Here is a 22253-nt window from a genome sequence, read left to right on the forward strand (position 1 = left end):
GAAGGCGCGCAATCCAAGGAGGCCAGACATCGGTGTAAACCTGCCCGGACAGACCCTGAGCCCCGCGCGCAAGCCCGGGGCGCCCTTGCTGGTCACGGCCGAACTTCCGCCAGACGTCCTGTTCTGGGCCGACGGCCTGCGCCGCGCACATTATCCTCCCGAACGCAACCGCCTGCGCGCCCATGTTACCCTGTTTCATGCCCTTCCGGCTTCCGTGGAGGAGGAACTGGTGCAGGTCCTGAAGGACCTTGCCGCAAGCCCGCCACCGCCAGCGCGCATGACCGGCCTGATGAAATTGGGGCATGGCACCGCGCTTGCGGTCGAATCGCGCGAGGTCGTCGAAATGCACGGCGTGATTGCCGAGCGGATGCACGGCCTGCTGACCAACCAGGACGCAAGGCCGCTACGCCTTCACATCACGATCCAGAACAAGGTGACGGGCGAGGCGGCGAGGGGGCTGCAGGCCGAACTGGCCCCGCAATTGCAGCCTGTCACGTTCCGTTTTCGCGGCTTCGGTCTCTACGCCTGGGAGGACGGCTTGTGGCGTGAAATCAGGACGATTCCTTTTCGCGGATAATTCCGCATTTCAGGTGTTGACCGATCCCAACCTCCCCCCTAAAGGACGCGGCCTGCCCCGGGCAAACCGGGGCGGCCGGAACAGGCCATATGGTATGGCGGAGTAGCTCAGCCGGTTAGAGCAGCGGAATCATAATCCGCGTGTCGGGGGTTCGAGTCCCTCCTCCGCTACCATTGATTTTAAAGCATTTTTCCCAGATTTAAGACAAGGTCGCCCGGGCAGTTGGGCGTTTAGTTGGGAGAAATTCTTCTCCCTTCGAGCTTTCGGATGGCCGCTTCGCTCAGTGCCGGATCGCGGTGCATGTAGTGGGCGTCGAGGATGCTCCCGACCTCCTTCATGCTGTGTCCGGTGATCGCTGCGATCTCTGGAACCGTGGCGCCGGCGATGGCCAGGCGGGTCACGGCGGTGCCGCGCAGGTCGTGGAATGTGACGTCGGTCACGCCTGCCTTGATGCAGGCCTTGCGCCACGAGGCTCGGAAGCCCGATTCGGTCCACGCGGTGCCATGCACGGTCGCCAGGATGGTTTCGGGCAGGTCCTTGTTTTCCTGCGCGTATCGGTCTTTTTCAGCTTTGAGCGCTACCTTAAGGGGGGCGCCCACCGGGATCACGATCGGCACTTTCGTCTTGCGCTGGCGCAGGCGGATGGTTTCTCCGTCGTAGGCAGCCCACTTCAGGCGAAGGAGATCTCCCTGCCGCTGGCCGGTCCAGAGCGCGAGGGTCAGGGCGAGCCGCAGGTGATTCGGTGCTTTTGCGTGGAAGGCCTTCTCATCGGCGTCCGTCCAGACGTTCTCGGAGCGCGCGGCACGATAGAGGCGGCCGGGGCGCTCGCAGGGGTTCACCGGGACGAGGCCGCGGTTATACGCCCATGAAAGCGAGCGGGCGAGGACGGCAAAGGCATAGTCGGCTTGCCGCCGCGACTTGATCGCGAGGCGTTCGCGCCAGGCGAGAAACTCGCCGCGCGTGCGGCGATCCTCGAGCGCGCTGACCGGGAAGTCTCCGAACTCGGCCGCGATCACGCGCAGGTGCTTGCGGTAATCCTTGCGGGTGCGCTCGGCGAGGTCGGTGAACTCGGTCGAATCCTCGAACAGGTCGAGGACCGACATCAACTGGTCCTTGCGCGGCGGGATCTTCGCATTGACGGCTCGGTTGTAGCTGGCGACGAACTCGGGCGAACCGGGTGTCCCTTCCAGGCGCGGGCCGCCTTTCCAGGCGTAGTAGTAGGTGACGGTCTTGCCGGACGAGAGCTTGCGCGTCGTACGGTTGATTCCCTTAAGACGCATTCGCATGGCGCTTCTGCTTCCAATCATCGAAGGGGGAGGAGGGGGCTTCCGGCGCGGTGCCGGTCAGGACGCGAATCGTCCCGTCTGGCGTGATCTCTACGCCGGAGACGGCAATCTGCGCCGCGCGCACGGCTTTGACTGCGCGAACGACATCGGCCTGGCGGAATGCTGCGGGAGTGCGAGCCATGGTCAGTCGATCCCCAGCGCCGACTTGTAGGTATCGAGGATCATGTCCATTTCGCGCCGGTCGTCGGGCCGCATCTTCCGCAGCCGCACGATCTGGCGCATCGTCTTGACGTCGTAGCCGACCGCCTTCGCCTCGCAGTAGACGTCGCGAATATCGTCACTCAGGCCCTTCTTCTCTTCCTCGAGGCGCTCAATCCGCTCGATCAGGAGCCGCAGGCGATCGTCGACGGGGCGTCGGCTTTCCCCGATCTCCACGGGCAGCGTGGTCTGCTGTGCAGTTTTCATGCTCCGATCCTCATGAGTTTTTCGATGGCTTCGCGCGCCTGTTCGGCGCCGCGCTGCCAGAAGAGGCCGCGCTTGCTTCGCGGGGCGTAGGGATTGGTGGCTGGCGCCCCGCTCAGCAGCCTTTCTGCGATCACGGCATCGCGTCCTTCGCGGATGTGTTCGGCGATCCGAATCATGCCGGCAGCATCGCCCAGAGGGACGCGAAGGCCGCGAGGATCGCGGGTACGCAGACGGCGAATGCCGCCGTCTCCCTGCGAAGCGGTGCAGGCGTGCTGCGCCACAGTGCGGCGACGGTCACTGCACGCCCCCTACCGGCAGGACCGGGGCACACTCACCGCAATAGGCGTAGACGTCCTCGGCCGCTTCTACCGCCATCCATCCAGCGGGAAGCGCTGGAGTGCGGCGATGCTCCACGGCCTCGCAGGCCGTGCACTGGAAGGTGAAGTGAAAGCCGACGACGCGGGCTTTCGTCTGGATGTGCTTATGCGTTCGCATGGAGCGTCTCCCGATTCTTAGAAGCTGGACCAGGTGGAGAAGCAGTCGCGCAGGGCGACCGAGGCGATTGCCAGCGCGGCGGCCGCGAGCAGCAAAGCCCAGGGCGAGGGCACGCGATTGCTCCCCGCAGGATGGCGGGGTGCGCAGCGGAGGCAGCGGCAATGGCTCGGATGGATCGATGACTTGGGCACGGCGCAACACTCCATTCCCGCGTGGCGGGTCGGTCAAAGCTGGTTGGCGGGCAGCTGGCGGGCGTTTGGGTAGGGGCGGCCGGGATCAGCCCGGCGCCTAGGCGGTATCCGCGATGTTGGGTGGGTCCGGATCGGCGTCGAACATGTCGGGCTGGTTCGGGTCGCGCTCACGCATCGATTCGAGCGCCTGCTGCCGCGTCATCTGGCGCAGCGGCAGGTTCACGCGCGGATCCGGGATCGCGCTCGGCACGATGCCGTAGTCATAGGCGAGCGAGGCGCGCCAGGTATGGCCGCAAGCGATGTTGCAGCACTGGTAGTACATGTCGCGGTGCTGCCCGGTGACCTGCTTGCTGGAGCGCACGAGGCCGCGCGCCCGGCAGTGCGGGCAATAGAGCGGCGCAAAGCGGCCCGCATCGTCGTCTGCGACGATCGGCAGCTGCGGCGCCTGTGCCTGTATGTTCGTCCCGGGCATCGCTCAGCCCCCGAGGGCTTCCTGCCGATCGACGGCGCGCAGCGCAGAGGTTAGCGAGGAGATCGCTTCCTCCGCTTCCTTGCGGGCGCGGCGACGGGTTTCGGCATCGGGAGACATTGACGCTTCGATCAGCGCTGCAACGGCCTCACCGCTCTCCTTCGCAGCGTCCGCCGCGGCGCGCGCCATGTCGGCCTGTGCAGCTTCCTTTACCGCAAGTTCGAGGCGCAGGCTCATCAGGCGATGGAACGGCGCGTAAGTGCCGCCATGTTCGATGTAGGCGCGGTCGAGCCGTTCGGCATCGATCATGCGGATCTCGATCTCGCAATCGGGATCGGACCAGTTACGCACACTTCGATCAGAGACGCCGCAAATCGCCCCGCAACGATCCCACCCGATCAGGGAGGCAACGCCAGTGAGCGTGTGCTGGTAGGTGAGGGGTTCGCGGCGCTTCGTCATGCGCGGGCCTGCTGCGAAAAGGCGCGTCCATTGAAGAAGACGCAGGCCGTGCCCCGGTCTACCCCTGTGAATGCGTCGGGAGCATGGGGCACCTCGCGAGGGTAGATGTCAGGGCGGAGGTCATGGCGCGATACGCCGGTTTCGGCTTCGATACGCAGGACGTACTCAGCGGGCAGGCGCTTGACCTGGAGCCATTTCCAGACGGCGGGTTGCCCGACGCCACAAGCTCGAGCGAGAGCGGATTGCGACCCGGCAGTTTCGACTGCCTGGAGAAGGGCTTCATATGGTGTGATGGCGTCGGGCATGACCCACAGGTATTGCTAAAGCTATACCCTTGTCAATTGCAAAACCGAAGTTTCGACCTATCGGCAAAGCTATAGGGTCCATTCCCATGGGAATAGGGCAGCGTATCGCAGATCGTCTCACCGAGCTTGGCATGTCTCAGGCTGAACTCGCGCGTCGAGTTGGCCTGGCTCAGCCAACTATCAACTCATTGATAAACCGGAATAAGGTTGGCTCGAAGCATCTGCACAAGATCGCTCGCGAATTGCAGACGACGCCTGCCTATCTCGAAGGCGAGACCGACGATCCTTCCGACTCTTACGTTCCAGTTCCATCAACAGAAGCTGTCGCCGCGGATCTTGGTCTCGTGCCGGTACGGGAGATCGATCTCTCGCTCGGTATGGGTTCTACCTATCTAGATGTTCCCGTCACGGAGACGATCCGTCACTTCCCAATAGAGTGGCTTCGCCTCTATACGCGAGCAGCTCCAGAGCAGCTATTCTTCGCCCAGGGGGCAGGAGACTCGATGGAGCCCACCCTCCGTGATAGCGATCTACTCCTGATCGACTGCTCGCAGCAAAGCCTCAACATCAGCGACAAGATCTGGGCCATAACCTACGCCGGCCTAGGCGCCATCAAACGCCTCCGCGCCCTCCCGAACGGCGGCGTAGAAATGATGGCCGACAACCCCCACGTCTCCAACGCCACTGCCTACGACGACGAAATGCACATCCTAGGTCGCGTGGTTGCTACTGTTCGGAAAATGTGAATTTCGGTCAGCTCAGAAAGCAGTTTCCTCGCATAGTCTGACGCAGTTGATTCAGAGCACTTTTTGGAAGATCGCGAACTCCATGGGCGGATCGATCTGAATCGGATAGGGCTTAGTCCGCCCGGTAATCTGATATCCTCTGCGCTTGTAATATTCGGTCAGTTTGGGTTGCTGGATGATCACTGATAACTCAGTCAGGCTTGCGCCAAATCGATCAAGAGCTTTACGCTCGGCAGCAGTCAGTAGCGTATCTCCCAACCCCATCGCTTGAGTATCCGGATCGACGGTCAACAGACCAATTTCGCAGACAGATTCGTCCTTCTGCGTGATCCTGACGCAGCCGACCGGCTTGTTCTCGATAAAAGCGCCCAACAATAGTTCATGATCATCATTGAGGATCGCTTCGAGCACTGACATTTCTATTCTGCGACCAGGCACGACTGCTCCTTCGTGAGACCAACCCGCTCTTGCGGTTTTCCCACGAAAGGCTCGTTCGATTACGTGATGTAGCGCTGGCAATTCACCTGCCTGCACCTCACGGATCAAGATTTCGCCGATCGCCAGCGTCAAAGTGTTCTACTCGCATGATTAGTCTGCAATTGGGTATAGGGACCGCATTCCAAAGGGGATAGAAATATCGCAATCTTGTTTCCCGGTTTCGTGATGCGCTTCGAACTTTCGGCATATTAGAGCGGTTTTCGATCATTCTGGTTCGTACCCGCATGATCTGAAGTAGTTGGCGCATTCGTGGGGCTGGAAGATATCGATGAGTTTACCGATCAAGCTCCACAGACCACTAACTGTACGCTCACCCGCTTTACGGAGCATGGCCTTGAGGCGGGAGAACGCTTTCTCGATCGGATTGAAGTCAGGGCTGTAGGGTGGGAGAAAGCGCAGGGTTGCGCCTGCGGTCTCGATGAGCACCTGCACCGATGCGCGTTTGTGGCTCGACAGGTTGTCCATGATGACGACGTCGCCGGGCCGCAGTTCCGGGACGAGGACCTTGGCGACGTAGGCTTCAAACCAGTCGCCGTTGATCGGCCCATCGAGCACCATGGGCGCGACCATGCCGGTCATGCGCAGGCCGGCGACCAAGGTGGTGGTCTTGCGGTGGCCGTGCGGGAAGCCCATCCGCAGCCGCTCGCCTTTCGGGCAACGACCGTGGCTGCGGGTCATATTGGTCGCGGTCCAGGTTTCGTCGATGAAGACCAGACGCTCCGGTTCGAAATCGAGTTGACCCTCGAACCAGTCCTGACGCTGCTTAAGGATGTCGGGTCGATCTTGCTCTATCGCATGGCCTGTCTTTTTTTGCGCGTCAGTCCACGGCGAACAAAAAAGCGATGTAGCCCGGCAACGGAAACGTCCATACCCTTGTCTGCCAGCGCCAAGCGCAGTTCTCCGAGGGTGATGTCCCTGCGCTCCTCCCAAATGGCCAGAATGTCCGCTGCCCGCTCTTCCATCCGCCGCGAACGCATATCGCCGCCTAGAGGCTTTGGGGCAATGTCACCCGTCTCGCGCTGCTGTGCCCGCCAGCGGACCGCCGTTGATGGTGCAACACCAAACCGGGCCGCCGCAGCACGACAACTCGATCCACTATCCACCGCTGCCAAGAGCCGAGTGCGCAAATCCATCGAAAGAGCCATCCATGCCGGCCTCCTTCACCAGCACGGATTCTGAATCAGAAATCGTGACCAAAGGGAATCCCATGCCGATTCAGAACGGTCGAAAACCGCTCTAAAATTTCTTAATCGAGATCACGTTCAAACTCATTTGCCTTAGTAGGGGCCTTGATTTGTCGCGCACATGGAACGGTCGCGGCATTTGGCCTGAATGCTGAGGGGGGACCATGGATTTCGAAACCAACATTGCCGAGTTGCAGGCTCGTCTACGCCAGCACCGCGAAATTCTCGAAACTGAAGAGGCCGCAAAGACGACGCTAGTTATGCCATTCTTGCGGGCGTTGGGCTTCGATGTTTTTAATCCGGCCGAGGTGAAACCAGAATTTACCTGCGATGTTGGCACGAAGAAGGGCGAGAAAGTCGACTATGCCCTCTGCGTAGGCGGTGAGGTCACTGTTCTGGTCGAGTGCAAACCCGTCAACGGCGATCTGTCGATCAAGCACGCCAGCCAGCTTTTCCGATATTTTGCGGCGACCGATGCCCGTGTCGCGCTCCTCACCAACGGCGTCGTCTACAAGTTCTTCACGGACTCCGACAAAGCCAACATGATGGACGAGAAGCCGTTCTTCACGTTCAACCTCGACGAGTATCGCAAGTCGGACCTGCGCCATCTCAGCGCCTTCCAGAAGGCCGAGTTTGATGTCGATCGCATCGTCGCCCAAGCCGGTACACTCAAGCTGCAGTCCCAGGTCATGGCCGAACTGAAGAAGGAGTTTGCCGAACCTTCCGAGGAGTTCGTGCGCGTAGTGGCCTCGCGTCTGCACGACGGCATGCTCACCAAGCAGGTGCGTGAGAAATACCAGGGCGCAATCACTCAGGCGATCGGTGCGATCATCCGGCAAGGCATCGACGAGCGCCTGCAAAACGCCATGAACCGCAATGACGACCCCGAACCAGTCGACGAGCCGACGGCCGAAAGCGACGGCATCGAAACCACGCAGGTTGAGATCGACGGCTTCAACATCATCCGGGCCATTTGCTCAAAGTCGGTGAACCCGGAGCGTATCGTGATGCGCGATGCAAAGTCCTATTGCGCCGTTCTCCTGGACGACAACAACCGCCGCACGATCGCGCGCCTACACTTCAACAGCCCAACCGCCCGCTACCTCGGCCTCTTCTCAGGCAAGGACGAGGAACGTTACTCAGTGGCGGGACCGATCGACATTTACCAACACGCTGACGCGTTGTTGGGGCGGGTGAGCGAGCTGGACGCGACGGCCAAGTGAACTGATCGAAGGAAAGCATGAAAAGGGTCATATGGGGCGGCACGGTGGGGCTGCTTATCGCTGCAGGTGCCTGGTACTTGGCGTCGCCAGTACTCGCGATGTCCGGACTGCACGACGCGGTGATGAGTGGCGACAAGGACGAGATGAAAGAACGCGTCGATTTTCCTTCGGTGCGCGAGTCCCTGAAGAGCCAGATGCGCGCTTACCTCGTTGCAGAGATGGCCAAGGAGAAGGACGACAATCCGTTCGGCGCCCTAGGTGCAGCCTTTGCTATGTCATTGGTCGACAATCTGATCGATGGCATCGTCTCTCCCGAAGGCATGAAGGCTATGGTCGAGAGTGGGAAGATGAAGGGGCCCGAGGATACTTCATCAGGTGGCGGCAGGGACGTCGAGTGGGTGATCGAGCGCCACGGCTTTGACCGCTTTGTCGCCGTGCCCGAAGTGGACGAAGGTGAAAAGGTACCTCGCATGATTTTTAAACGCGATGGGGTGGGGTGGGATCTAGTCGAAATCGAAATTCCGGCTGCCTCGGAGCGGGTTGAAGGCGACATCTGATGGTTGCTCTAACCATGTTCGCGGTTTCGAGGAAGGGCGTCAACGCCAGCTCAGGGGTAAGAAGTTGACTTTTATATCAACACCATTATGTGTTGAACAGTTGAAGAAAGCGGGGTTTGTCGAGCTTGAATTCGCTCGTCAGAAGCTTGGGTACGAGCGAAGGAGGATTTTGATGGTTACCGATGCCATTGCCTCCATGCTCTCAGCGCCTTCTCCTCCGTTCCCTCGCACCACGGCTGCTATGTCTTTCGATACGTTTAAGGCCGGTTACCTCGTTTCGGTGGGTAGGAGCGAGGACGGCGCGCCAGATTTTAAGCTGCTTGAAGATCTAGATGAAGTTTGGACGTTTGCCGTTCGAAAGCCGAAAGATTTTCAGGCACGGCTTCTTGGTCGCTTCGTTCATAAAGATGTTTTTGTTGGCACTCGTTTCTATTTGCGAAGCGATTTGGGGGCAAAAAGTAACTATCATCGGATGGCAAGCGAAGTTGCTGAGCATTGGGATGGAGAAACTGGTGGTATTCGGCCGCTGAGATCTGATAGCAATTCCGACTATTTAGGTCATGTGATGAGAGATCTGGACAATGGCTAATTCAGGATTCGATGTCGACGCCAAGGAATATGATAGGACCATTCTCAAATCTGAGATGGTGAGCCTATTTTGGTCTGTTATTTCTGAGAAAAAGAAGGGGCCAGAAGGGTATACTCTTCAGCGACTTGCTGATACTCTAGGTGTTAACAAATCTGTGATCTCTCGTTGGTTTAATGGAACTCCAAATTGGGAAATGAATACTGTCTCTGATCTTGCTTCGGCTCTGGGAGTCGAACTTCAGATTTCTGCGAAAGATTATTCAAGTGAGAAAGTCTATACTTCTCATGGCATCGTATATCCGGATTCGACAAGATCTTCCCTAGATGTGATATCTATTCCCCGCTCAGAAAGTCAGACTCCGCGTGTAAGCGTAACTGTATTTGAAACAGATGGTATCGCGGCATGATAAAATATCCACCCTTACCCAATGGTAATGCAATTTTCTGCGATGATATTCGAGAAGAAGTTACTGGAAAGAGGACTTTAGTTGGAGTTTATAATTCGGAAATAATTCTATCAGCTAATTATCCTTCAAGGATACCGTTGTTGTGTGTGGAGGTGCACTTCCGAATTGACCCCGACACCCCTGAACAGCCTCTTGGTATCAAGATTACACAAGACACGAATGGTGAAAGCAAGGTTGTTGCCGAAGTAGAGATGGCTTGGCCTGGCCTACCGGTAGATACGAAATTTCCGGATCTTCACGATGAAAACGGTAGAAACTCCGTGCAAATGGTTGCGGTCCTTCGGTTGCATGACGTGCTCGTTCATGGGCCCTGTGGGCTCAGGGCGAAGGCCTTTTTTGACGGCGATGAATATCGTTTGGGTTTCTTGGGAGTTCGTTCGAATGCCAGCTAAGCGTTCAGCATTATGCCAAGACTTTAAGAGACAAGCGGCTCGATAGACCACGATCGCCCATTTCGTGGTCTGTGCTCGTAATCACCCACAACGTGCCGTCTACTTCTGACTTAAAGCCAGAGACGCTGATCCTCATGCCCGGCGCCAAGCGCGGATCGCCATATGACATCGTCAGCTCAAGATTGGCCGCGGCGCGCTTGAGCCGCTTCGATTCCGCCACAGCTGCCGCCTTGGCATCCACCTCACTGGAATAGACCTTCTTGAGGCGCTTCCGGTTCGTGCCGCCGGTGCTGACCGTCTTGCGGGTTGCGCCGTCCTTGTCATGCCACTGCGCCTCGACACCGTCCTGCGCCTTTTCGCGCGCGGCGCGCCGCCAGGAGTGGTTTGAGCATTGCTGCCGGGAGATCGTCAAGGTCGGGATCGTGGCACCGGTGGCCGTGGTCGCCGCGCCGATCGGGGCAAAGATCAACGTCCCGGCCTTAACGGTCGCGGTAGCGTCGTAGCGCCGGGCAAGGTCGCGCAGGAACTGCATGTCGCTCTTGTTGCCCTGTTCGGCGGCCAGGATCGCTTTGCCCGACAGGTCTGCATGGCACCGCGGCGTCAGGCTGTGGCGAACTGCGATGTCGTCAACGATCGCGCCGATGGTCGTGTCCTTCCACGTCCTGTTGCGCCTGGTGCGGAAGCTGTCCTTGAGGTCTGCCGAGCGGGCGCGGATCGACAGCCGGTCGGGCGGGCCGTCCCAAGCCACCTCGTCGACCGTGAAACTGCCCTTGTCGACCAGACCTGGCGTTACAGCGCTGCCGCGCTCCCAGCCCAGTTGGACGCGCAGGACCGCACCTTCGGGTGGGATGGCGACCTTGCCATCGGCATCGTGGAGGATGATCTCCAGCTCGTCGGCTTCCTCGCCGTTCTTCTCCGAGAGGCGAAGCGAGATCAGGCGCGGCGCGAGCTTTGCAGTCAGGTCCTTGCCGTCGAGCGTCACCTTCCACGCGGCCTTCGCCTGGCTGTAGGTGGATCCCGCCATCAGGCCACGCGCGAAAGTTCGATGGTGAAGCCGGTCTGCCGTGCAACGCCATCGTCGAGCAGGTTGGTCCTGTCCTCGCTCATCCGGTCGATGGTGTAGGTTCCGTAGATGTTGCCGCGCCCGTCCGCGAGCTGCCAGGCTTCGCCTTCGTCCGCCATTTCGGCGAGTTTCTCGATCGCCGAATAGGATCCTGCGATTTCCGGTACCAGCGTGCCGACCAGCGTTATCCGGTCCTCGCCGGGGCCGGTGAACTGGCTGGCGGCGCGCGCGCCGAAGCGGGGCGTGCGTTCATGCCGCCAGTCGCGATCGCGACCCATGCGATCGAACAGGGCCGAGTTGGTCTCGAATACGAACATGCCAAGGGCTGCGAGCATCAGAAGCTGTCCTCAAATCGGCCAAGGCGCTGGGAGCGCTGTTTTTGTTCGATGATCCGCACCGCGCGCTGAGCAAGCGCCTCGCCGTCCTCACCGGGCTGCTGATGAATGTGGATCTCGATCTTCGATGGTGCCGCCGCCTGTGCGGGTTGCGCCGCAGCAGGAGCGGCTATCAAGGCTCCCGCACTGGCGATCCTGGCGACGGATAGTTCCCGTTGTCGATTCCCTGCGAACGGTCCGGCGTCGGGGGCGTCATTGTCTACCCGCTGCTTTTTTGCCCAAAGGTTTGCGGCATTGGGCCTGAGGATCACCTGCGGGATCTGCGTGGCCTTCATGGCCTGGATTGCCATCTTCGGCTTGCCGATGTTCCAAGCCAAATTCTCTTTCGCCATGAGGCGCGCGGCATTGGATTTGCCGAAGCCTTCTGGGAATTTCGCTGCATTCATTACCGCTTGGGCCATGTTTGTGGCCGCTTTTCCCGGTCTGTCTTGGTTCTGCTCGATACCAATCCCAAGGCCCTCGTTGATGAAGCCACCCATTTGCATAAACAGGCGCGAAGGGCTCTTGATGCCGAAGAAGTTCTTGAATGCCGTCACGCCGGTTTTGGCGATGCCGATCAGCTTGTTTACCAGCAACACGGGGTTCAGGCTCATGAGCAAGCCCTCCATCATCATGGCCCCCATGGTCTTGAGCCAGTCAGGCAGCCCGGAGAAGAAGCTTTTCACCTTTGCCCACCCGGTGATGAAGGCGCTCTTGATGGTGTCCCAGTTCGCGTAGATCAGGACGCCGATCGCTGCGACGGCTGCAGCTATTGCAAGGAAGGGCAGGCCCACGGCGCCCACAATCGCAGTCACCGCGCCGCCGATAATGGGCACCGCAGCGGAGAAGACGCCTCCAATCCCCACGACGATCGGGGCGAGCGTGGCGACAGCAGAAGCGATTGCGCCAAAGAAGATCAGGACCGGCCCTGCCACGGCGGCCACCATCCCGAGGCCAACGGTAAATTGCTGTACGCCGGGCGATAGGGAGCCGAACCAATCCGCCGCCGCCGCGCCCTTGTCTGCCAGCAATGTCATGACATCGATCAGGCCAGAATTGGCGAGGGCGATCTGCAGCTTCTGCGTTGAGTTGCTGAGCTTGATCTGGGAATCGGTGTATTTCTTCAATCCGGCCGCGTCGGCTTCGCTGATGACGGCGGCGTTTGCCCCCAGTTCCTTCATGCCGGCGCCGTTGTTGGCAAGTAGCGGTGAGAGCGCGCTGGCTTCGTCTCCGATTGCTTCGAGGTAGAAGACCATTTCCTTCTGGCTGACCCCGGCCTTCACCAGCGAATCGTAATAGAGCTGCAGCGATTGCGCTCCGGAAAGCTTGGCGAAGCTGTCCGCCGTCACTCCGACTTTGGGTGCGATGTTCTGGAAGAAGTCGGCAACCTCGCCGCCGCCGGTTGCCTTGAAGTCGCCGATTTTGTCTTGCGTGTCCTTGAGGATGTCGCCGAACTTGTCGAACTGGATGCCAACGGTACTGGCGGCATAGGCGCCGCGTTGGAAAGCTTCGAAGCCGGTGCCGGCGACGGAGGCCGCATTCTGCAATTCCTTGGATCGCTGAGCCAGATTGCCTATCGATCCAGCGAGGGCGACAACGGGGGCCGTGATGCCCACCGACATGACCGCACCGGCCTTGCCAGCGGCCGATGCCACCTGTGAGGCGCGGGACTGGATGTTGTTGATCCGTTCAAGCTTCGATTTCTGTGCATCCATCTGCCGATTGAGCCTGCCCAGCGCGGCTTCTTGCTCACCGATCTGCCGGTTGGCGTCGTTGATCGCGCGCACCAGCTCCCGCTCGGCCATGACAAGACCGCTGCGCATGGATCCGGATGTCAGCTCGGCCCGCACGCGCGCGAGCTCGCTCTGGTTCTCCCGGATCTCGGTATTGAGCGTGCGGATCGCCGCCTTGCCCTGGCCGGCCTGTTTGCGCAGGTCATTGAGTGCGGCCGAGCCTGCTTTCCCCGCGCCGACGATGTTCCTGATCGAGCCGGAGAGCTTGTCGATGCCGGTGAACTTCACCAGCAGGTTCAGCTTGTTGTCGGCCACCTTATTTCTCCGTCGTGTTCATCCGGTTCCATCGCTTGACGGCCAGCTCACGCCACATGGCCAGCTCGGTCAGATCCATCGCTTCGAGGTGGGGCAAGGGCCAGTGGAAGATCGCGGCGATGTCCGCGATCCACTCCTCGATCAGGTCTGGTCGTTGCCCAATGCCTTCGCGATGGCTTCCTTCATCGCTGCCGGCATAAAAAAACCCTTCACGGCACCGGCGATCTCGAGAAGGTCCTCGGTCTCGAGCTGCTCGATCTCTGATACGATCAACGGCGGATTCGTGATGCGCGGCAGCAGTACGATCAGCGCGTTCACGTCCGTCGCGAACAGGTCCTCGACCTTGAGGTGGCGCAGCTCTCCGGCCTTGGGTTTGCGCAGCGTCACTTCGGCGATGTCGCCGCCGGTGCGCTTGATCGGCTCGGCGAGCGTGACGGTGATGGTCTGGGGCGGCTTGGGGGTGGCGGCTTCGGCCATGGCGGACTTTCCTTGTCAGCGGCAGGCGAAACGGAAAACCCCTCCCGGCGCGCCCGCCAGAATTCGCCGGGAGGGGGAAGGTGAGGGCGCCCCAGGGGAAGGAAACGCCCCCGAAAGGCGTTACGAGCCGATGGCCTCGCGGATCTCGGCGCGGCGATCGACGCCGAAGACGGTGAAGATTCCCGCGACCAGGTCGACCTCGATCAGCTCCTGGTTGTCGAGGATCAGCTTGTAGTAGCTGCAGGCCATCTTGTAGGTGGTCTCGGTGTCATCGCCCGGCTTCTGGCTGCCGAAGTCGACTTCGCTGTACCGGCCGCGCGCAACAATCTCGGCCGCGTTGACCGTGCCGGTGGCATCGTTCTGGTAGGCACCGGCAAAACGCAGCTGCGCGGCATCTACGGTGACGGCGCCGAACTGCTTGAGCGGCGAGAGCAGCAGGCTGCCGGCCTTGAACTCGAACTCGATCTTGTCGAAGCCCTGGTCGATCATGACCGGGCCGAGCATGCCGCCGCCGCGCCATTCCTCCATCTTGAGGACGAGCTTGGGGATGGTGACTTCGGGGACTTCGCCTTTCCAGCTGTCGCCGTCGCCGTACAGGTTCATGTCCTTCAGTTTTGAGGGGAAGCCCATCGTATTTCTCCTGTTTCAGGTCGATCAGGCGGCCAGTTCGGCAGCGAGGTCGGCGTAGTACTTGTCGGTGATGCGCTGGTTGAGCGTCAGGCCCTCCAGCGGGGCGGCGGGGGTGAACTCGTAGTCGATCACCAGCTTGCCGGCGGCGAGGTCGGCATCGGCATTGAGGGCCGGATCGAACCATGCCTTTCCGCCGATCAGGCGGCCTTGCACGACGAGGCTGCGGATCCGTGCATTGATCGTCTCGAGCACGTCCTTGATCAGGAACTTGGTGAGCGGCTTGTCGCTCGCCCAGACGAGGCCCTGCGCGATCTCGTCCTGCAGGATCTGCGAGGTGCGAACGGCAGGCTCGAAGGCGAAGAGCGGTTCGTCCGAGCAGGTGCGGTTGCCCCAGTAGATGAACCCGCCTGCAGGCGAGCGCACCAGCGCGGTCACTTGCGCATCGTTGAGCGTGGAGACATCGGTGGTCTCGTCCTGGATGTCGAAGAACAGGCTCTTGGAGATGCCGGTAACGCCGTTCACCGCCACGTTGCTGATCGACTTGTGCCATCCGGTCTCTTCATCGATCCGGGCGCGCAGGCCGAGCGCGCGGGCGACGGCATCGCCCGCAAAGCCGTTCGACCAGTTGGGCCAGATCAGCATCAGCTCGCGGCCTGAGAAGTTGGCGCGGTAGAGCACGACATCCGCGATCGTGTCGCCGATGCCGGCGGCATAGATCATGCCCCGCAGTTTCTGGGCGACGGTGACGAGCGCGGTAGTGACGGCCTGCGTATCGAGGCCGGGCGCGCCAAGGACGCGCGGGCGCACGCCGCAGACCGATTCCGCCGCGAGCAGAGCATAGAGGCCGGTGTAGGTTCCCGCATCGCCGATAACGACCGTGTCCTGGTCGAGATCGTCTTCGGCAACGCGCACGACGATCAGGATCGGGCTGGCCTGGTCGTAGATCGCCTCGAGCGACGGCTTCATCGTGCCGGTGGTCCCGGCCTTGGCGAGAGCGGCCCGCAGGTCGGTGACGAGGACCGGGGTGTCGAGGGGAAACGCGACCGCATCGGCATCGTCGGCGGTGACGAGGATGCCGATGACGCCGCTCGCCAGGGCGGCAATGGCGCGGGTGCCTGCGGTAAGGATATTTGTCTTGATGCCGTGCAACATTGGTCGGCTCCTATCGGGTGAGCGGGATGGTCAGGCGGGTGAAGGCATTGGCGGCAACGTCTGTGCGGTTGCCGGTGATCGTGACCGTGCCTTGCCCGGCGGCGAGATCGCCTTCGAAGGCCACTTGCCGCACGGCGATGCGCGGCTCCCAACGGGCTAGGGCCATGGCAACGGCCATCGTGCACAGGAGCATCGTGGCGCGGTTCGCAGGGCGGTCGATCAGGTCGAAGAGCAGGCAGCCATAGTCGCGGCGCATCACCCGGCTGCCGAGCGGCGTGCTGAGGATGTCGCCGATCGACTGGACCAGGTGATCTTCGCCCAGGAGCTGTGCGCCGGTATCGCGCGCCATGCCAGTAAGACTGGTCACAGGCGCCCCCGCAGGACGTAGCGGATCGCACCGGGCACATCGCGCAGGGTGTTTCTGCCATGCGTGCGGATGCCGACCCATGCGCAGACAGGGACGAACCAAACAGGCAAGGTCAGGATGGCCAGGGCGATGAGCCAGCGCGGCTTCATACCGGGGTTCCCGTCTGGCCGCTGCCGCCCTGGACACCGCCGTGCTTGTGGCTCTTCAGGCTCACGCCGCTTGCGGTCACGTCCTCGCTGGCCGTGAGTGTTCCGGTGAGGTTGACGTTGCCGATCAGGTCGATCCCGCCATCGGAGGCCAGCACCGTGGTGCCGCCGGCAGGCAACTGCAGCAGCAGTTCGTGCGCCTCGGGATCGTAGGACAGGCTCGCACCGTCCTTGAAGCGCAGCAGCACGACCGGCTCGTCGATCGGGGCCGGATTGGCATTGCTGGTGAGACCGCCGACGACGACACCGGCGCCAATTTCGCCGCCGGGACAGAGCAGGAGGGCTTGTTCGCCGACGCTCGGCGGCAGCCATGCTTTCGTCTCGCCCATGCGCGGCGCCAGCCAGGGCAGGGGCGGGCTTTCCACCGCGCCGCCATCTTCGCTCGCATCGATCGTGACCGTGCAGCGCGCGGCGGCAAGGTCGACCGAGGCGATCGTCACGTAGCGCAGCAGCGCATCGGGATCGGTGGGCGTGTCCTGTGGAGTTCGCATGACAGCGAAAATGCCGATGCCGCGCGATGCCGCCACCCAGTGGTATTGTAGAGCGCGGCTTTCACAACGCGCACGGGTGGCAGAGATGCCGGGGGCTGGCCGATAGCTTGCCACATGGCCGATGCAACCTTCACCGCTGTCGATCTGTCCCGCCTCGATGCGCCCGATATCGTCGAGGCGCTCGACTTCGAGACGATCTACGCGGCCGCGCTGGACCAGCTGCAGGAATTGCTGCCCGACTTCGATGCGACGGTGGAGAGCGATCCGGTCGTCAAGCTGCTGCAGCTCTTCGCCTACCGCGAATTGCTCCTGCGCCAGCGGATCAACGATGCGGCGCGCGCCGTTATGCCTGCCTATGCCGTGGGCGCCGACCTCGACAACATCGCCGCGCTGTTCGGCATCACCCGTTTCACCCTGTCCCCGGCCGACGAGGCGCTGGGCATTCCCGCCGTCATGGAAAGCGATGCCGATTTCCGACGCCGCATGGTGTTGGCGCCCGAAGGCTATTCGGTCGCAGGGCCGGAAGGCGCCTACATCTTCCACGCGCTTTCGGCCGATGCGGACGTGCTGGACGCCAGTGCAACCAGCCCGGCGGCCGGGGAGGTGCTGGTCTCTGTCCTCTCACGCACTGGAAGCGGCGCGGCTTCGGTCGACCTGGTCGACACCGTCGATGCCTACGTCTCGGACGAAACCCGCCGCCCGCTGACCGACTTTGTCACCGTCCAGTCGGCCGAGATCGTCGAATATGCGGTCGATGCCACGCTCACCACCTTCAGCGGGCCTGATGGCGGCGTCGTGCTGGCCGCAGCGCAGGACAGCCTCGATGCCTACATCGAGGCCAGCCACCGTATCGGCCGCGACATCACGCGCTCGGCCATCTTCGCGGCTCTCCACGTCGAAGGCGTGCAGAATGTCGAGCTGACGACGCCTGCTGCCGATATCGTCATCTCGCGCACGCAGGCGCCGTACTGCACCGGCACCACGGTCAATTATGCCGGGACCGGGGAATGACGTACCCGAGCCTCCTGCCTCCCGGATCCACGCCGCTTGAGAAGTCGCTCGAGCAGATCGCGGCCACCCGGCTCGATATCGCAACGGCTGTCCGGTCGGTCTGGTCGCCGGATGATTGCCCGATCGAGCTGCTGCCGTGGCTGGCGTGGGGCCTCAGCCTCGATAACTGGTCGACCAACTGGCCCGAGCCGATCAAGCGCGAGCGCGTGCGGCAGGCAATTTCCATTGCGCGGCGCAAGGGCACCGCGGAATCGGTGCGATCGGTCGTTGCCAGCTTCGGCGGTTCGGTCGCCATTCGCGAATGGTGGCAGAGCGAGCCGAAGTCCGATCCCCACACCTTCGATCTTGTCCTGAACCTCGACCAGGCGGACGCACCTGCTTCGGCCGCGTTCGTCGATCAGGTCATCGCCGAGGTCAACCGCGCCAAGCCGGTGCGCAGCACCTTCACCTTCACGCAGGGCATCAACGCGAAGGCCGATATCGGCCTGATCGCGGCCGTGCGTCCCACCGTCTACGCCCGCCTGCCCTGCACGGCGCCGGCAGCTACCTGAGCGGAGAAGCCATGCCCTTCAACATGATCGTCACGGATGCCGGCAGGGCCGCTCTTGTGAACGCGGCCAATACCGGCACCGCCCCGGTTACGATCGCGCAGGTTGGCCTGACTGAAACGGCCGTCACGCCTGATGTCAGGGCGACGAACCTGCCCGGCGAATTCAAGCGCATCGCCACGCTGTCGGGCGATGTCGTGGCCGACGATACGATCCACCTGATCGTGCGGGATGAAACCGCCGACGTCTTCACCGTGCGCAGCCTTGCGCTCTACCTCGGTGACGGCACGCTCTTCGCGATCTACGGGCAGGCGGATGTGCTGGTCGAGAAGTCGGCGCAGGCACTCATGCTGCTCGCGATCGACGTCCAGTTCGCCGACATCGATGCCGCTGCCCTGACGTTCGGCGATGCGAATTTCCTCAATCCCCCTGCCACCACCAGCCAGCAGGGTGTGGTGGAATTGGCGACCACGGCGGAAGCACAGGCCGGGATCGACGCCTTGCGCGCTCTCACGCCTGCAGCGGCCAAGGCCGCCATCCTCGGGTGGCTGCTGGCGCAGGATGGCAGCGGTAGCGGTCTCGATGCGGATCTGTTGGACGGTCAGCAGGGGGCCTACTACCTGCCTACCGGCAGCTACACGGCGGGCGATGTCAGAAGCAAACTGTTGACGGTCGACGGCAGCGGCAGCGGGCTGGACGCGGACCTGTTGGACGGATTGCACGGCAGCGCATTTGCGCGAATGTCGCTGCAAAACGTGTTCACGGTCCCCCAGATATTCGACGTGACGGGCAGCCAAATTGTCATCCATTATGCGGGGGCGAATGCCCCGAGCACGATCGTGCGTGCGGATGCCAATAACTTCTATCTCCTCCTGAGTGATGCCGGGGCCGAAGCATCGGGCACCTACAACAACCTGCGTCCCTTCAATATCACGCTCGCGACCGGCCTTGTCACGATGAACAATGGTCTGGAGGTGAAGTCCTCGCTTACGTTCAACGGCGCGACTGTTTGGCACGCAGCCAACGACGGCGCAGGCAGCGGCTTGGATGCCGATTTGCTGGATGGGGTGCAGGGTAGTTTTTACGCCAGGACGGACGCAGCCAATGTGTTTGCTGACTATCTCCGCATCAAAAAGACAACCTCGCAGGAAATAAGGCTAGACGGCAACGCTGGCCCCTCTTGGCGCATGATTTCTACTATCAACGGATCGTCGCCGAACAGCCTAATTTTGCAGTATTCGGGCGACTATTTTGCATCTGACTTTGTTAATGCTTTGGTGGCCACTTATGGTGGCTCCGTGTCAACGGCTACGCAGGGCATATTATGGGGCCAAGCTAACGATGGTAGCGGCAGCGGCTTGGACGCGGACATGCTCGACGGACAGCAAGCCAGCGCATTCGCCCAATTAAGCGCTAACAACGAGTTCAGTGGAAGTCTTTCCCTAGTCAATACGGCGCCGCGCCTAGTATTTAATGAGTCTGACGAGGGGGTTAATGGAAAGATTTGGGATATTCGCGCATCATCTGGGCTTCTCCAGATAAGAGCGCTTAATGACGCGCAATCGTCCGCTTCTATCCCGCTGCAAATCACACGTTCCGGCAACAGCGTGACGGCTATCAATTTTGCCGCAGCAAGCGTTACGGCCGGCGGTAATGAAGTTTGGAACGCTGGCAACGATGGCAGCGGCAGCGGCTTGGACGCGGACACCGTGGACGGCTACCAGGCCAGCGCCCTCGCGAAAGTCGCGGACTTCGCGGCCGACCATTCCGCCACCGGCTACCAGAAATTGACCGGCGGGCTGCTCATGCAATGGGGACGGATCAACCTAACGACGCGCCCCGGCTACGGCGTCGTGACTTTCCCCATAGCGTTCAGCGCGGCCCCTTTTTACGTCGACAGCGGCTGCGCAACGGAAGTCGGCAACGCAGACGCCCAGGGCAACGGCCCGCTCCCCTACGGCGCATCGGCAACGAACATGAACGTTTACAATGCAGCGCCGGGCGGCGGGAACGCCTGGTGGATCGCGATTGGCAAAGTTTGAAGGATTAGAGCGAGATGGCACTGTTCTTTAGCGCGAGCATTTGCGGCTTTTTCGATGATGGCGTGCATTCCGTCATTCCAAGTGACGCGCGGGAAATTACCCGCGCCCGGCACGCCGAATTGATGGATAGCGCAAGCGCCGGAATGCTGATCGCTGCGAATGAGAACGGCGACCCGGTAGCGCTGGAACCTCCCCCGCCTGACGACGCCGAATTGCGCAGGCGACTGCGTGCGGAGCGCGACCGGTTGCTGGCCGCGTCCGACTTCACGCAGCTGCCCGACAGCCCGCTGACCGATGAACTCCGAGCCGATTGGGCCGCCTACCGTCAGGCCCTGCGCGATCTTCCCGAAACCGTCACCGATCCGGCCGCCGTCGAATGGCCGGTCGCTCCAGCCTAGAAAGGAACCTCCCGTGTCCGAACTCACCTTCAGGATCGGCGCCTTCAACGCCGATACCCGCGCCGTCTCCGTCACCTTCACCAGCGGCGAGATCGTTCACAAGCGCGACGTCAACGCCGTGCTGAAGGCTGACGGCACCTACGATAAGGCCGCCACCAAGGCCCGCGTCGAGGAAGTCGCGCTAGGCGTGGCGCACAAGATCGCTGCTGGCGTCATCACCGCGGTGCCGGCCGACCCGGCACCCAGCGACGACTGAGGCAGTGGTCCGCGGTCTTTCCATCCAGCCCGGTCAATTCGATGGGGGGAAGTTCAAGTGAAGTTCGACGATTTCGTACTCTGGCTGCTTTCGCTGTTCGGCGGCCTTGCCCTTTGCGGCGCGCGCTTGGGCTGGCTGCTCTTCGGCGTGGCGCCCGTGCCGCCGGCCGATCCCATCGCGCTTGATCTGTGGCGCCGCAAGCGCCGCTGGCTGGTGATCTCCGAGATATCGGCATTGCCCGCCTTCGCAACGATCTCGGTCATGGTCGGCAAGATCCGGGCATGGCCGGTTGAGGGGGTCGTGCTGTTCTCGATGGTGCTGGGCGCTCTGGGCTTCGCCTTCTTCCTTGATGCGCTGCAGACGATCGTGCGCAAGCGCATGGGGATGAACGGCGGCGCCATGAAGGACGAGACGCCGTGACCGTCTTCTGGGTCGTCCTGATCGTCGTGGTGTCGGTCGCGGCGTCTGCCTTTGGCTACTGGCGCGCGCTTCGCCTGCACCTGCGCATCGTCGACATCGACCCGCAGTTTCGCGGGCTGGTGACGCACGTTCTCGACTTCCTCTCCCACCGAAAGGACTGACCCCATGCAACTGTCCGAAAACTTCACGCTCGAGGAGATGGTCCGCTCTCAAACGGCGGCGCGCCTCGGCATCGACAATACCCCGTCGCCTGAAGTCGTGGCCAACCTCAAAGCACTGTGCGTCCATGTCCTCGAGCCGGTACGGGCGCACTTCAACAGCCCGGTGATCGTGAGCAGCGGCTATCGCTGCCCGCAACTCAATGTCACGATCGGCGGATCGAAGACGAGCCAGCACTGCAACGGCGAGGCAGCGGACTTCCGGGTTCTCGGCCAGCACAACATCGTCGTCTTCAAGTGGATCTGGCACAATCTCGATTACGACCAGCTCATTTACGAATTCGGCGAGAGTGGTTGGATCCACGCCAGCTTCAGCGCGCACCGCATGCGCAACATGGAGCTGACTGCCGTTCGGCGCGGTGGGCGCGTGCAGTATCTGCCCGGACTGGCGGCCTGATGCTGTTCGCGTGGATCGCGCGCTGCCTTGTCGGCCTGGGGCTGTCCTGTAGCGCCGCGGCGAAGGCGGCGCCGTGGATCGCCGGGATCGCGCTTTGCCTGCTCGCCGTGGCAGCGCTCGTGCTGGCGGTCCGGTCGATCCTGACGGATGCGGTGAAGGATGATCGCGCCGCCTCGGATCTCGAGGCGCTTCAGGGGCAGGCCAACGCCGACGCCCGCGCGGCCGATCAGCGTCTCAAGGATGACCGGGCGCA

General features: G+C 61.7%; 36 protein-coding genes and 1 tRNA gene. 17 read left to right on the top strand and 20 right to left on the bottom strand.

Features of this window, described 5'->3' with window-relative positions:
- Positions 1-85 precede the first annotated feature (85 nt).
- Together SPHV1_RS15775 and SPHV1_RS15780 are read left to right on the top strand one after the other, a co-directional pair.
- Positions 86-577 (top strand): 2'-5' RNA ligase family protein, encoded by a 492-nt coding sequence (locus SPHV1_RS15775; RefSeq protein ID WP_079731577.1) that lies wholly within the window; start codon positions 86-88, stop codon positions 575-577.
- Positions 578-673: 96 nt separating this feature from the next.
- A tRNA-Met gene (locus SPHV1_RS15780) sits at positions 674-750 on the top strand.
- A 57-nt stretch (positions 751-807) separates the two neighbouring features.
- On the opposite strand, the gene SPHV1_RS15785 is transcribed toward SPHV1_RS15780, so the two are convergent.
- From SPHV1_RS15785 to SPHV1_RS24495, 8 genes are all read right to left on the bottom strand, one after another.
- Entirely contained in the window at positions 808-1863 is a 1056-nt protein-coding gene (locus SPHV1_RS15785; protein WP_054946992.1) for a tyrosine-type recombinase/integrase, read from the bottom strand.
- Positions 1847-2044, bottom strand: a complete 198-nt coding sequence (locus SPHV1_RS15790) for a hypothetical protein (RefSeq protein WP_054946993.1) — start codon at positions 2042-2044, stop codon at positions 1847-1849. The genes SPHV1_RS15785 and SPHV1_RS15790 overlap by 17 nt, the downstream gene beginning before the upstream one ends.
- A 2-nt stretch (positions 2045-2046) precedes the next feature.
- Entirely contained in the window at positions 2047-2328 is a 282-nt protein-coding gene (locus SPHV1_RS15795) for a DUF2312 domain-containing protein (protein ID WP_054946994.1), read from the bottom strand.
- Positions 2325-2504, bottom strand: a complete 180-nt coding sequence (locus SPHV1_RS15800; protein WP_054947022.1) for a hypothetical protein — start codon at positions 2502-2504, stop codon at positions 2325-2327. Before SPHV1_RS15800 ends, SPHV1_RS15795 begins: the two co-directional genes overlap by 4 nt.
- A gap of 118 nt (positions 2505-2622) precedes the next feature.
- Positions 2623-2823 carry a hypothetical protein gene (locus tag SPHV1_RS15805; RefSeq protein WP_054946995.1) on the bottom strand — a complete coding sequence of 67 codons (201 nt, stop codon included), beginning with the start codon at positions 2821-2823 and terminating at the stop codon, positions 2623-2625.
- A 288-nt stretch (positions 2824-3111) separates the two neighbouring features.
- Complete coding sequence (locus tag SPHV1_RS15815) at positions 3112-3486, bottom strand: ogr/Delta-like zinc finger family protein (RefSeq protein ID WP_054946997.1); 375 nt, start codon at positions 3484-3486, stop codon at positions 3112-3114.
- 3 nt (positions 3487-3489) lie between these two features.
- On the bottom strand, positions 3490-3942 hold the full coding sequence (locus tag SPHV1_RS15820) for a hypothetical protein (protein ID WP_054946998.1): 453 nt from the start codon (positions 3940-3942) through the stop codon (positions 3490-3492).
- Positions 3939-4247, bottom strand: a complete 309-nt coding sequence (locus SPHV1_RS24495; protein WP_082431032.1) for a helix-turn-helix domain-containing protein — start codon at positions 4245-4247, stop codon at positions 3939-3941. The genes SPHV1_RS15820 and SPHV1_RS24495 overlap by 4 nt, the downstream gene beginning before the upstream one ends.
- Before the next feature lie 86 nt (positions 4248-4333).
- On the opposite strand from SPHV1_RS24495, the gene SPHV1_RS15830 reads away from it, so the two are divergent.
- Entirely contained in the window at positions 4334-4993 is a 660-nt protein-coding gene (locus SPHV1_RS15830; protein WP_054947000.1) for a S24 family peptidase, read from the top strand.
- A gap of 51 nt (positions 4994-5044) precedes the next feature.
- Here SPHV1_RS15830 and SPHV1_RS15835 read toward each other — a convergent pair whose 3' ends face one another.
- The gene (locus tag SPHV1_RS15835; RefSeq protein ID WP_231634704.1) at positions 5045-5563 is read right to left on the bottom strand and encodes a GNAT family N-acetyltransferase; all 519 of its coding nucleotides are present in this window, start codon (positions 5561-5563) and stop codon (positions 5045-5047) included.
- Between the two features lie 132 nt (positions 5564-5695).
- Positions 5696-6636 (bottom strand): IS630 family transposase gene (locus SPHV1_RS24500; RefSeq protein WP_231634705.1). Its coding sequence is split into 2 segments (ribosomal slippage): positions 5696-6291 and positions 6291-6636, totalling 942 coding nucleotides; the frame shifts between segments, so codons are not numbered across the junction.
- A gap of 203 nt (positions 6637-6839) precedes the next feature.
- On the opposite strand from SPHV1_RS24500, the gene SPHV1_RS15850 reads away from it, so the two are divergent.
- From SPHV1_RS15850 to SPHV1_RS25045, 5 genes are all read left to right on the top strand, one after another.
- Entirely contained in the window at positions 6840-7898 is a 1059-nt protein-coding gene (locus tag SPHV1_RS15850; RefSeq protein WP_054947003.1) for a type I restriction endonuclease, read from the top strand.
- Between the two features lie 17 nt (positions 7899-7915).
- Positions 7916-8455, top strand: coding sequence for a DUF2939 domain-containing protein (locus SPHV1_RS15855; protein ID WP_082431033.1), 540 nt, complete (start codon positions 7916-7918; stop codon positions 8453-8455).
- 64 nt (positions 8456-8519) lie between these two features.
- On the top strand, positions 8520-9044 hold the full coding sequence (locus SPHV1_RS25040) for a hypothetical protein (protein ID WP_231634706.1): 525 nt from the start codon (positions 8520-8522) through the stop codon (positions 9042-9044).
- Positions 9037-9450 (top strand): helix-turn-helix transcriptional regulator, encoded by a 414-nt coding sequence (locus SPHV1_RS24505; protein ID WP_082431034.1) that lies wholly within the window; start codon positions 9037-9039, stop codon positions 9448-9450. Before SPHV1_RS25040 ends, SPHV1_RS24505 begins: the two co-directional genes overlap by 8 nt.
- On the top strand, positions 9447-9902 hold the full coding sequence (locus SPHV1_RS25045) for a hypothetical protein (RefSeq protein ID WP_156367366.1): 456 nt from the start codon (positions 9447-9449) through the stop codon (positions 9900-9902). The genes SPHV1_RS24505 and SPHV1_RS25045 overlap by 4 nt, the downstream gene beginning before the upstream one ends.
- Positions 9903-9912: 10 nt before the next feature.
- On the opposite strand, the gene SPHV1_RS15865 is transcribed toward SPHV1_RS25045, so the two are convergent.
- From SPHV1_RS15865 to SPHV1_RS15900, 10 genes are all read right to left on the bottom strand, one after another.
- Entirely contained in the window at positions 9913-10926 is a 1014-nt protein-coding gene (locus tag SPHV1_RS15865; protein ID WP_054947006.1) for a contractile injection system protein, VgrG/Pvc8 family, read from the bottom strand.
- Positions 10926-11300, bottom strand: a complete 375-nt coding sequence (locus SPHV1_RS15870) for a phage tail protein (RefSeq protein ID WP_054947007.1) — start codon at positions 11298-11300, stop codon at positions 10926-10928. Before SPHV1_RS15870 ends, SPHV1_RS15865 begins: the two co-directional genes overlap by 1 nt.
- Positions 11300-13387 carry a hypothetical protein gene (locus SPHV1_RS15875; RefSeq protein ID WP_054947008.1) on the bottom strand — a complete coding sequence of 696 codons (2088 nt, stop codon included), beginning with the start codon at positions 13385-13387 and terminating at the stop codon, positions 11300-11302. Before SPHV1_RS15875 ends, SPHV1_RS15870 begins: the two co-directional genes overlap by 1 nt.
- 1 nt (position 13388) lies before the next feature.
- Positions 13389-13550: a GpE family phage tail protein gene (locus tag SPHV1_RS24510; protein WP_369817928.1), complete on the bottom strand. Its 162-nt coding sequence runs from the start codon at positions 13548-13550 to the stop codon at positions 13389-13391.
- Positions 13529-13864, bottom strand: a complete 336-nt coding sequence (locus SPHV1_RS15880; RefSeq protein ID WP_054947009.1) for a phage tail assembly protein — start codon at positions 13862-13864, stop codon at positions 13529-13531. The genes SPHV1_RS24510 and SPHV1_RS15880 overlap by 22 nt, the downstream gene beginning before the upstream one ends.
- Positions 13865-13984: 120 nt before the next feature.
- Positions 13985-14494, bottom strand: coding sequence for a phage major tail tube protein (locus tag SPHV1_RS15885; RefSeq protein ID WP_054947010.1), 510 nt, complete (start codon positions 14492-14494; stop codon positions 13985-13987).
- A gap of 24 nt (positions 14495-14518) precedes the next feature.
- Complete coding sequence (locus SPHV1_RS15890) at positions 14519-15646, bottom strand: phage tail sheath subtilisin-like domain-containing protein (protein WP_054947011.1); 1128 nt, start codon at positions 15644-15646, stop codon at positions 14519-14521.
- Positions 15647-15656: 10 nt separating this feature from the next.
- Positions 15657-16013: a GPW/gp25 family protein gene (locus SPHV1_RS15895; RefSeq protein ID WP_082431036.1), complete on the bottom strand. Its 357-nt coding sequence runs from the start codon at positions 16011-16013 to the stop codon at positions 15657-15659.
- Positions 16010-16162: a hypothetical protein gene (locus tag SPHV1_RS25050; protein ID WP_156367367.1), complete on the bottom strand. Its 153-nt coding sequence runs from the start codon at positions 16160-16162 to the stop codon at positions 16010-16012. The genes SPHV1_RS15895 and SPHV1_RS25050 overlap by 4 nt, the downstream gene beginning before the upstream one ends.
- Entirely contained in the window at positions 16159-16710 is a 552-nt protein-coding gene (locus SPHV1_RS15900; RefSeq protein WP_054947024.1) for a phage baseplate assembly protein V, read from the bottom strand. The genes SPHV1_RS25050 and SPHV1_RS15900 overlap by 4 nt, the downstream gene beginning before the upstream one ends.
- A 114-nt stretch (positions 16711-16824) precedes the next feature.
- On the opposite strand from SPHV1_RS15900, the gene SPHV1_RS15905 reads away from it, so the two are divergent.
- From SPHV1_RS15905 to SPHV1_RS15940, 9 genes are all read left to right on the top strand, one after another.
- Complete coding sequence (locus SPHV1_RS15905; protein ID WP_054947013.1) at positions 16825-17721, top strand: baseplate J/gp47 family protein; 897 nt, start codon at positions 16825-16827, stop codon at positions 17719-17721.
- Positions 17718-18272 (top strand): phage tail protein I, encoded by a 555-nt coding sequence (locus SPHV1_RS15910; RefSeq protein WP_054947014.1) that lies wholly within the window; start codon positions 17718-17720, stop codon positions 18270-18272. Before SPHV1_RS15905 ends, SPHV1_RS15910 begins: the two co-directional genes overlap by 4 nt.
- Positions 18273-18283: 11 nt before the next feature.
- The gene (locus SPHV1_RS15915; RefSeq protein WP_054947015.1) at positions 18284-20311 is read left to right on the top strand and encodes a hypothetical protein; all 2028 of its coding nucleotides are present in this window, start codon (positions 18284-18286) and stop codon (positions 20309-20311) included.
- A gap of 14 nt (positions 20312-20325) precedes the next feature.
- A complete protein-coding gene (locus tag SPHV1_RS15920; RefSeq protein ID WP_054947016.1) occupies positions 20326-20709 on the top strand; it encodes a tail fiber assembly protein in 384 nt (127 codons plus the stop codon).
- 13 nt (positions 20710-20722) lie between these two features.
- Positions 20723-20965, top strand: a complete 243-nt coding sequence (locus SPHV1_RS15925; RefSeq protein WP_054947017.1) for a hypothetical protein — start codon at positions 20723-20725, stop codon at positions 20963-20965.
- Between the two features lie 57 nt (positions 20966-21022).
- Entirely contained in the window at positions 21023-21385 is a 363-nt protein-coding gene (locus SPHV1_RS15930) for a hypothetical protein (protein ID WP_054947018.1), read from the top strand.
- Positions 21382-21546 carry a hypothetical protein gene (locus tag SPHV1_RS25055; RefSeq protein ID WP_156367368.1) on the top strand — a complete coding sequence of 55 codons (165 nt, stop codon included), beginning with the start codon at positions 21382-21384 and terminating at the stop codon, positions 21544-21546. The genes SPHV1_RS15930 and SPHV1_RS25055 overlap by 4 nt, the downstream gene beginning before the upstream one ends.
- A gap of 4 nt (positions 21547-21550) precedes the next feature.
- Positions 21551-22000, top strand: a complete 450-nt coding sequence (locus SPHV1_RS15935) for a D-Ala-D-Ala carboxypeptidase family metallohydrolase (protein WP_054947019.1) — start codon at positions 21551-21553, stop codon at positions 21998-22000.
- Positions 22000-22253: hypothetical protein (locus SPHV1_RS15940; RefSeq protein ID WP_156367369.1), on the top strand; the 254-nt coding region annotated here is incomplete at its 3' end. The genes SPHV1_RS15935 and SPHV1_RS15940, both read left to right, overlap by 1 nt.

It is taken from the genome of Novosphingobium sp. KN65.2 (genome assembly GCF_001368935.1).
Classification (GTDB): domain Bacteria; phylum Pseudomonadota; class Alphaproteobacteria; order Sphingomonadales; family Sphingomonadaceae; genus Novosphingobium; species Novosphingobium mathurense.